The sequence below is a fragment of the Myxococcus sp. AB025B genome (assembly GCF_006518215.1).
GTDB lineage: Bacteria > Myxococcota > Myxococcia > Myxococcales > Myxococcaceae > Myxococcus > Myxococcus fulvus.
Genome location: NZ_SRLW01000347.1, coordinates 1 through 9,699 on the forward strand (window position 1 = coordinate 1; position 9,699 = coordinate 9,699).

The 9,699-nt window shown below is 69.6% G+C and carries 7 protein-coding genes; 3 read left to right on the top strand and 4 right to left on the bottom strand.

Annotation, left to right across the window (positions count from 1 at the left end; all coding sequences use genetic code 11):
* Window positions 1–378: 378 nt before the first annotated feature.
* Both FL311_RS36965 and FL311_RS36970 read right to left on the bottom strand, forming a co-directional pair.
* Entirely contained in the window at window positions 379–1,524 is a 1,146-nt protein-coding gene (locus tag FL311_RS36965) for a hypothetical protein (protein WP_153882719.1), read from the bottom strand.
* Window positions 1,525–1,620: 96 nt separating this feature from the next.
* Window positions 1,621–2,976: a hypothetical protein gene (locus FL311_RS36970; RefSeq protein WP_141332388.1), complete on the bottom strand. Its 1,356-nt coding sequence runs from the start codon at window positions 2,974–2,976 to the stop codon at window positions 1,621–1,623.
* Between the two features lie 597 nt (window positions 2,977–3,573).
* Here FL311_RS36970 and FL311_RS36975 point away from each other — a divergent pair.
* Together FL311_RS36975 and udk are read left to right on the top strand one after the other, a co-directional pair.
* Window positions 3,574–5,271: a DUF692 family multinuclear iron-containing protein gene (locus tag FL311_RS36975; protein ID WP_141332389.1), complete on the top strand. Its 1,698-nt coding sequence runs from the start codon at window positions 3,574–3,576 to the stop codon at window positions 5,269–5,271.
* Between the two features lie 11 nt (window positions 5,272–5,282).
* Entirely contained in the window at window positions 5,283–5,921 is a 639-nt protein-coding gene (udk, locus tag FL311_RS36980; protein ID WP_074956956.1) for a uridine kinase, read from the top strand.
* A gap of 2 nt (window positions 5,922–5,923) precedes the next feature.
* On the opposite strand, the gene FL311_RS36985 is transcribed toward udk, so the two are convergent.
* On the bottom strand, window positions 5,924–6,958 hold the full coding sequence (locus tag FL311_RS36985) for an alpha/beta fold hydrolase (RefSeq protein WP_141332390.1): 1,035 nt from the start codon (window positions 6,956–6,958) through the stop codon (window positions 5,924–5,926).
* A 51-nt stretch (window positions 6,959–7,009) separates the two neighbouring features.
* Here FL311_RS36985 and FL311_RS36990 point away from each other — a divergent pair, with 51 nt between their 5' ends.
* Entirely contained in the window at window positions 7,010–7,918 is a 909-nt protein-coding gene (locus FL311_RS36990) for a hypothetical protein (RefSeq protein ID WP_194869518.1), read from the top strand.
* A gap of 36 nt (window positions 7,919–7,954) precedes the next feature.
* On the opposite strand, the gene FL311_RS36995 is transcribed toward FL311_RS36990, so the two are convergent.
* Window positions 7,955–9,699, bottom strand: a 1,745-nt coding sequence (locus FL311_RS36995; RefSeq protein ID WP_228557329.1) for a PQQ-binding-like beta-propeller repeat protein, incomplete at its 5' end; no start/stop codon positions are given.

Genomic DNA, 9,699 nt, shown 5'->3' on the forward strand with positions numbered 1-9,699 from the left:
GTTTTTCGAGAGCGCCGACGGGGGCGGGGGCATCAGGGCTCGTGGTCCCGGCGGCTGGCGCCAGGGCCGTGTCTGCCTGGGAAGGGGGGCCTTGGAGGCCATCTGTCCCGCGTGCGCGTCACGAGGGGTCAGGTTCTTCGTGTCCACGTCCGATGACCGGCACGAGAACACCACTCCGCTCAACGCGAGCGCACACACGACACCCGTGACGGCCTTGAGGTTCCGCCTCATTCACTGCCTCCCTGTTCCTGGATTCGCCAGTGCTCCGACAGCGGTCCGTGGAAAAGGTTCCGCGGATTCACCCGAGGCCTCGCGCTGGTGTTCCAGGGGGAGCGCCACTCGGATGGACCGAGTGGCTTGCCCGGAGCGCTGACGTGCCTAGTTGACGTCGCAGTAGAAGTCCGTCCCCATCGCGAGCACGTTGGGCTTGCTGCCGTAGATGGTGATGGTCCCGTCAACGACATCGAGCGTCACGGGCTCGATGATGTTCGGCTCGGGGACCGAGTAATAACCGTCGATGTGCGGCGCGATGGTGTACGCGTAGTTGTTGACGGTGAGCGTGTAGACCCACGGCGAATCCCAGTCCGACGACGGATACGGCAGGGAATCCTGGAGGTAGCCGTTGAGGTAGTACGACCAGATCCATCCCCAGTTCAGGTCCGCCGTGTAGTTCGCGTAGTTCCAGTTCCCGAGCCAGTTCCTGTACATCGCCTGGATGGTGAGGAAGTTCGAGACGTAGAGCTCGGTGTGGTTCCACTGGGTATACGACTTCAGCTCGACCCAGGCCCTGAACCGCCGCCGGCCGTCATAGGTCCAGGCGTTGCCGACGGCCGAGTAGGAGCGGCAGGAGGCCTTGGTGGGGATGACGGCGAGCCCGGTGTCAGGCGCGGAGGGGGCGGTGACGGACGTCCGGGCGAGGGCGGCCTTGGCCCCCTCGAGGTCGTCGAGGCTCTTGTATGGCACCTGCTTCACACCCTCGGGCAGGTACTGCATGAGCACGCCGCCGATGGCTACCCGCCCGTCGGGGTCGAGCACGGGCGCGAGGTGTCTCTGCTGGAGGTTGTAGTCGAAGTATTCGCCGGCCTCCTCGCGGATGACCTTCAGGTGGCCTTGTCGCACCGCTTGCAGGTAGGCATCGGAGTGGACGGGCTGTCGGGGCACGAGACGGGCCCCTTCAGGGCCGCTCTGGAGGAGCCGCTCGTAGCGGTCATCGATCAGCGCCTCCTGCTCGACGACATCCTCGAAGACCTCTCGCAGCGAGGTGAACCCCAGGCGCCGGTTCCAGGTCCGAAGCCCTCGGGCATCCAGGTGTATCAGCTGGTCGAGCGTCGCCTTCAGCGACTGTCTGTCCTTGAAGACGAGCACCCCCGCCCGAGACACGACAGGTGGCTCCTGTGCGACGAGCGGGGCCGGATGGCTCATGGCCACCGGGGAGGGTTCGTTGACCGGTGCGGCTTCACAACCCAGGAGCACCGAGACGGAGACCACGGAGATGATTCCACGCCAGCACGAGGAGACTCTCATGAGGTGTCACTCCTTTTTTGGGGGAAGTGAGTATGGGTTCTCTCTGAGTGAAAGTCGACGCGGGCGGGGAGGTGCTCGGATGGGGTCCGGAGTGTGTCATCCGTCGTGATGCAGCCGGTCTTGAGCCGTCTGTCCCGGCTGGGCCTCGATCAGGCTGCCAATGCCGATGGCGAAGTTGATGCCGGACCACCACTGCTCCATCACGAGGAGGATGCGTGCCGTGGTGAACTGCCTGTTGAAGTCACAACGGTATCCGGCGCGCACGATGATGGCGTGTTGCTCGCAGGTGTGCTGGTCCATGTGCGCGAGAAACTCCCCCGGGCTGATGGCTCGCAGGACGAGCAGTCTCGGGATGACGAGGAAGTGCTCCACGGACGCCATGGGCATCCAGCCATTCTCGACGGCGTCCACGAGCGCGGCATGCAACTCCAGGGTGCCGGAGTGTCGTCGTCCGGCGACAGTCACCTCGTAGCGCCAGGGGCGCCGGGGCACGCTCACACGCGCCGGGCTCGTCGGGACTGTCGGCTCGAGCTCCCGGGAGTAGCAGTCGGCGAGCTGGCAGGCTTTGTAGAGGTCGCGCTCCTGGATCAGCGCGCAGGCGCTGGAGGCGATGGCGAAGTAACGCCAGATGTCATGCCTGTGGTCGGAGGCCTGCCAGATGCAGACGTCCATGATGATGACCATCAGCGGAAAACGCTCGGGCTTCAGCGCGGCCCCGGGAGTGAACGCGGCGTTGAATTGCCAGACGGTGCGCTCGTAGCATTCGATGAGTGCGGTGGTGGAGACCGAGCCGCGCGTGAGGGTCAACACGCTCTGCGCGCATTCGCCGTATCGAAGGTCCGGGCCCAGGTCGGCCCAGTCCTGGACCAGTCCCGTCAGCATCAGTTCATCGCGGCCGGTGGTTCCTGGGACCGAGGACAGGTAGTGGCCGAACATGGCCGAGTCACAGGCCTTGAAGTCCCGCCAGAGGTCGCGATCCCTGAAGACCCAGGCCTTGTCGCCGCTCGTTGGAACGGCGCGGAGCGCGGCCTCGCTCTTTCGTTTCGCGTCGATGAAGGCCATGTCCGCCAGCTGGTGGGCCCTCCTCACGCGCAGCTCCGATGGGAGGTCCGGGAGGTCCCAGAGGAGCAGCAGGTCTCGGACGAAGTGGTTGTGGTGCTCGTCCTCCGACATGTCCACGTTGTATTCGACGTAGAAGCCATAGATGAGGGTGGCCAGGTAGTCCTGCCGCCAGTCCCCGAACTCACCCGTGCTGAGTCCGCCGAGCACCGCCACGGAGAACGTGGGGTAGCTCGCTGTGCCTCTCAGGCCATGTTCGTTCATCGTCTGCCGCCACAGCGGATGCGTGCAGCCGGAGACCTCCGAGGACTTGGTGCTCCGGCCCTGGTTGGCGCCTGCTCGCGCGCGTTGGAGGATCTCCCGGACGAGGCCGTCCTCGCCATGGACGGTCACACTCCAGGCCAGGGCTTCCTTCGACGGCGCTCCCTCCGCAGTGCCTCGCAGGCGGACCCGTGTGATGTGTTCGAGGAGGGTGCAGCCGTTTTCAATGATCTCACTGCACTCACGCGTCCGGTCCTCGAAGGGTTCACCCAGCTCACGTGGGGTTTCGTGAAGGACGCGTCGGGCTCGCTGTGGGTCATGGCTCCATGCGGGTGGTGCTTCCGTGGCCCGCCCTCCGTACAGGTGTTTTCTCAGCCGGGTGATGTGGTCCGCGAAGGGCGAGTCCGCGATGGCCTTCCTGGCGTGGAGCACATCGTGCGCGGACTCGTTGAAGCGGGGACGCGCCTGGTCTCCGAGCAACGCTCGCTCCGGATGGATGCGCTCGAGAAGGGAGGGCAGGTTGACTTCAAGGATGTCTGATTCGTCGACACGGGCCATGTCCGATGTCTGTGAACCCGGCGCTGGGTTGTCATCACGATGAATCACCGAGGCGCCGTTCGATGTTGTTTTTCAAATGCCCACGGAGGGTGTGCGGGCCTCACGCGGGCTCGCCCGGTCGCCCGCAACTCCGAGCACAACAGACGCGAGCGGTGGACTAGGTTGCGCCGCATGACGCAGGCCGTTTCGGACGCATGGACGTTGCCCTGGCGGGGTCTGGGGCTGAGCAGCAACCTGAGCACCGCGGATGTGCCGCAGCCGTACCGGCTGTTGGACGCGTCGCCGGGACTCTTCGACTTCGTCGAGTACAGCGCTCCGTTGGACCTGGAGGAGGCGCGTGGCCAGGCCTCGCTGTTCCCGGAGATGTGGCGCCGCCGCGCCGACGTGCCCGTGCTCTTCCACCCCGTGCACCTCAACCTGTGGGGGCCGGAGCTGGAGCCCGCCGCCACGCTGAAGGCCCTGGACGCGCACGCGCGCGCCGTGGGCAGCCCGTGGGTGGGCAATGACGTGGGGTGGTGGCACGTGCAGGGCCAGCCGTTCCCCGGCTACCTCTACCTCACGCCCCCGTTCAACGAGGCCGGGCTCGCGGACTGCGCCGCGCACGCGCTCCATGTCCAATCACACCTCTCCATGCCGCTCGTGCTGGAGAACCCCGCGGTGCTGGCGCGCCGAGGCGAGCTGCACGCGCTCGACTTCCTCGCGAAGCTGCACCAGCGCACGGGGCTGCCGCTGCTCCTGGACCTGGGCCACCTGTTCAGCCACCAGCTCTCCGCCGGGCTGCCGCTCGAGGCGGGCCTGGACGGCTTCCCGCTGGAGCAGGTCGTGGAGATCCACCTCGCGGGCGGCGTGGTGACCCACCGGGGCTCGCGGCGCTTTTACGTCGACGACCACACGCAGCCGGTGCGCGAGGAGCTGTTCGAGCTGTTGGAGTCCTTGCTACCGCGTTGTCCGTCCCTGCGCGCCGTCACCTTCGAGGGCGACGGTCATCCCCCCGAGGTGGCCCGGCTCTCCCTGCGGCGGCTGCGCGCGCTCATCCCCCAGGGCCCTCGCGAGCCGTTGACCCTCCGCGCGCCGGATGTGAGCGCGCCTCCGGTGCTCTCGGGCGACAGCCGTCCGTGGGAGCTGTTCGACGCGGGCCACGGCGTGTCGGCCCCGGACGCGAGCGAGGACCCCGAGGGCACCGCCGTCGACCAGGACTTCCGCCTCGCGGTGGTCGCCGAGGCGCTGGACAAGGACTGGCCGCTGACGCGCCTGCTCCTGGCCGGCACGCGCGAGGCGCTGCTCGACTTCACCCGCTCGCGCGAGTACCGCAACCTCTTCGGAGGGGGAGGGCGCTCGCTGCCGCAGGTCTTCTCCGCCTGGGCGATGCGTCGGCTCCGGGAGCAGCCCGACGAGGGTGCCTCCGCCGCGCTGAGCCTGGAGATGCTCGCGCCCACCACCTTCCTCAAGCCCGCCCCGGCCCCGGGCCCTGGCCAGGTGGGGCTCTCGGAGGACGTCCGGCCCGGCAGCTTCCCCGTGGATCTGTCCGAGCTCGTCTTCGCCGCGCGCGCCGTCCGGCGCCACCTCACCGCCCGTGCGTGGGCATGTGGGGCGCTGGAGCTGTCCGGGCTGGAGGCGCTGGCGCAGGTGGCTCGGCGGCCGGGGGGGACCCCCTGGAGCTTCGCCGTGCGACGCAAGGCCCCGGGATTCGAGGTGTCGGGCGTGTCACGAGGGCTGGCCGTGCTGCTCCGGGAGCTGGGCTCCAGGCCCGTGCCGGTGGAGTCGGTGCCCCCGGAGGTGCTGGCGGAGGGGCTGAATCACCGGATGATCCGCCTGGGGGATGCTTCCGGGTTGGACCGAACCCTTGCGCCTGTGCGTCCGGTAGGGTAGGTCGCGCCGCAATGACGTCGTCACCCCTCGTTATCGGCATCGCGGGTGGCACCGCGTCCGGCAAGACCACCGTCGCCCGAAAGGTTCGTGAGGCGCTTGCCGACTGCCGCGTGGCCTTCATCGATCAGGACTCGTACTACCGGGACCTGAAGGACCTCCCCATCGCGGACCGCCGGGAGGTGAACTTCGACCATCCCGACGCGTTCGACACCGAGTTGCTGGTGAGTCACCTCCGGGAGTTGAAGGCCGGGCGGCCCATCCAGAAGCCCGTCTACGACTTCGTCACCTCGTCGCGTCAGCCCCGCACCATGGGCGTGGACCCGGGGGACATCATCCTCATCGAGGGCATCCTCGTCCTGCACATGAAGGAAGTGCGCGAGCTGATGGACGTGAAGATCTACGTCGACGCGGATGATGACCTGCGCATCCTTCGTCGCCTCACCCGCGACATCAAGGACCGCGGCCGCGACTTCGACCACGTCGTCAGCCAGTACCTGCGCCACGTGCGCCCCATGCACATGGGCTTCGTCGAGCCGTCCAAGCACTTCGCGGACATCATCATCCCGCACGGCGGCAACAACGAGATCGCCATCAGCATGCTGGTGGGCGCGCTGCGCGGGAAGCTCTCCGCTCCGCAGCCGCGCGAGTAGCCTCAACCCACGCGCCGCAGGAAGTCTCCGAGTGGCGCGCGCAGGCGCTCGGTCTCCGTCAGGAGCGCGCCATGGTCCCCCGGGCCGGGCAGCTCCACCAGCCGGGCGCTCACGCCCGCGGCGGACAGCAGGTGGTACGTGTCCCGCACCCGGTTCACCGGCGCGAGCACGTCCGAGCTCCCCGCCACCAGGAGCACCCGCGCCCGGATCTGCGCGAAGCAGTCCGCCACGTCACAGCCCGAGTAGGCCGAGCACAGCGTCGCCCATGACGACGCGTCGAACGACTCGGAGAAGGCGTCCGCCTCCGCGTCCAGCGCGAGCCTCGCCGCCTCGGCGTCGGCGAAGCGCTGCGACAGGTACTCGCGGCCGTAGAGCAGCTTCTGGAAGTCCAGGCGCAGCCGCCGCATCGTCTTGCGAGGCGGCGCGTCAGGCTCGTAGAGGCCCTCGCGGAAGTCAGGGTCCGCGCGCAACAGCTGCCACGCCAGGCCCAGCTTCTCGCGCACGCCCTCCGGCAGCGCGCGCGCCGAGCCGATGGCCACCACCGAGTCCGACAGCTCCGGGAACAGCGCCGCCAGCCGCAGCGCCACCTGCGCGCCCAGGCCCACGCCCACCAGCGCGCGCACGTGGTTCAGCCCTCGGGCTCGCAGCAGCGCGGACACCCCACGCGCCATGTCGAGCACCGTGAGGGGCGGCAGGCTCAGGCCCAGTCGCTCGCCCGTCTCCCGGTCCATCGACGCGTTCGACGTGCTGCCGAACGGACTGCCCAAAAGCCCCGGGACGATGACCGGCATGCTGTCCGGGTCCAACGGCAGCCCCGGCCCCACCAGCTCCCGCGCCCAACCCGACGGCTGATACGCCGAGTCCTCCGCCGGCCCCACCGCCCGGTGCGAATGCGACAGGTCGTGCAGCAGCACCACCGCTTTGCCGTCGCACGGTTCTCCGTACGCCTCCCACGCCACCTGGGGGTTGCGCAGCAGCTCGCCTTCCTCCAGAGGGAGCAGGGAGGTGAACAGGTGGGTGCCGGTGGCCTGGATCACGTTGGGGAATTTTCATATCACTGCCTGCTCCACCGCACAGGAGACTGCCGCTTGAAGCGCTATTTCGGAGTCATTGTCCTCGTCGCTGGTGTGCTGCTGGGCGCCATCATGAGCTACCGCAGCGCCAGTGCCCGCACCAAGGAGGCGCAGCGCGAGGCAGACGTCCAGCGCATCCGCGCCGACTATCTGGAGCGGGTGGCCTGGCTCCGGGTCAATCCGGACGAGAACGCGTATCGCGAGGAGCTCAAGCCCTTCTTCAAGACGTACTTCGAGCGGGTGGATGACCACCTGAAGGCGTTCAACGGGAACAAGAACTTCGACGGCTATCTCCAGGAACTGGAGAAGCGCGCGGAGAAGGACGAGCGCGCCGGGGACCGCAAGGCGTTCTACGACTACACGCGCAAGGTGTTCGACAGCCTGCGCGAGGGTCGCTACCGCCCGGTGTGGACGGCGACGGACAAGGGCATGCGCCTGGACGTGGTGTCCTCGGACACCATCATGGTGATGGGCAAGCCGCAGATCCGGCTGCAGCTCGCGCTGTGGGGCGCGCAGCGGCAGCTCAAGGACGAGGGCAAGGTCCTCAAGATGCTGACCAGCGCCACGTTCGACACGGTGTGGAAGCTCACCGACGCGAAGGGGAAGCTCCTGGGCGAGATGCGCGGTGGGGACCCGTCGATGAAGATCGACCACCCGGAGCGCTTCATCGCGGAGTTCCCGCCGCAGCTGGTGCTGGGCCACTACGACCTGGACCTGATGCCCAACGAGGTGGCGAAGCTGGACATGACCATCACCGTCTCGTCGCGCTCGCCCTCGGGCGGGGACGCCACGGCCACGTACGTGTGGAAGCTGGACGTGCCCTCGGAGTGGAAGCTGGGCGCGGGTGAGACGTGGGAGGGCGCCACGCAGGAGGAGCGTCCCGAGGAGGAGATCGACCCGTCGAAGAAGGCCGCCGCGAACTAGCGGTGTGCAGGGGAGAGGGCGAAGCGGTGTTCGCCCTCACTCCACGACGGTGAAGTGGGAGCCCAGCCGGTACGCGGACAGCGCGCCGGTGTCGTCCAGGAAGTAGAGGTTGAGGCGCACGTCGGCCTGGAGCGCGACGAGCCCCGCCCCCGCGCGCACCTCGGCCAGCACCTGGCCTCCACGAGGGTCCACCGCGCGCACCCGCTCACCCGGGACCAGCGTCACCCCGCGCGCGGTGCGTGCCGGCAGCGCGCCGATGAGCGGCTCCCCCGCGGCGCCCACGCGCCAGTCCACGGTGCCCGACGAGGCCACGCGCGCCGCCGCTCCCGACGCGCTGGTCACCACCACCGCGCGAGGCAGGGGCGAGAGCGCGTACGGCCCCGGCCCCAGGTTCAGCGGCCGCTCCCACACGCGCTGGCCCTTGGCGTCCAGGCACAGGAGCAGGCCTTCGCGCTCGCGCTCCCCGGCGATGAAGACGCGCGAGCCCACCGGCAGCGGCGCCGACGGGTGGGTGAGGTCCGGCTCGTGCGTCCACGCCGCCTCGCCCGTGTGTGCGTCCGCGAGCAGCAGCGCCCAGTGCGAGCCCCGGCCGAGCAGCGCGAGGAACCGACGACCCCACGGCACCGGAGCGCCGTGGAAGGGCAGGGGCGCGCGCATCCGGTAGCGCACCTGTCCATCCTCCAGGTCGAGCCCGTAGACATAGCCGGAGTCCGTCGTCACCAGCGCGCGGTGGCCCTGCGTCGTCAGCCAGCTTCGCTGCGTGCGCGGAGGGGCCAGTCGCCACACCTCGCGCCCGGTGGCCTCCGCGAAGGCCACCACGGTGCGGTCCTCGGACAGCGTGAGCAAGAGCCCGTCCTTGCGCAGGAGCAGCGGCCCCAGGGGGATGCCGTCGTGGTCGTGCAGCCAGCGCGCCCCCGCGCCCCGGCCCGTGAAGCCGTACACGCGGGAGAGGTCCGCCGCCACCGCGTGGCCATCCGCGGAGGCCGCCACGCCCAGCGCCGCGGCGCGACGCCACAGCCGCGACCCGTCCTTGCGCGAGAAGGCCACCGCCGCTTGAGGCGAGCAGCACACCGGCCCGTGACGTCCGAGCAGCAGCCGCGACTCCTCCGCGTCCTCGAGCCCGCGCTGCTCCCACAGCCGCTCGAAGCGCAGCCGTCGCAGCCGGCCGGGGACCTTGAGCGGCTTGGAGGCGCTCTCCGTCGTCCGGGGGCGCTTCTCCCGCGCCGCGCCGGACTGCTCGGGGGGCTCCACGGGGCCGCGCAGATGGGAGAGTCCCTCCCGGCAGCGCTCCGCCAGCTCCACCAGGTAGGGGTTGCCCACCTGCGTCCGGTCCTCCTCCGCGAAGGTGGCCGCGAGCGCCTCGCCCAGGTGGAAGAGGCTCGCCGCGAGCTGCATGCCGGTGAGCGGGAAGGGCACGCCCGCGCGGCCCACCCGGGCCTTGCCGGCCTCCAGGTCGAGCAGCAGCGGGGAGCGGGTGCCCGCGGGCTCCAGCTGGAACCGGGGCTCCTTGAGCTCCACCGCCCGAGCCAGCTCCACCGCCTGGCGCGACAGCTCCAGCACCGTGAGGAACGGCGGCGCCTGGACCTTCCACGCCTCCGGCTTGCCGGGCAGGGCGAGCCACACCTCGCCTGGGCCCAGCAGGGGGGCCAGCGTCCCGGACGGGCTCCGCTTGCCTCCGGAACGAGCTCCCCGGGCGCCGGCGTCCCGGAGCTCGAAGCCGAAGCCGGGCGTCCCGGGCGGCTCCACGCGCTTCACCGAGGGGCGGGCGGGCTCCTCATCGG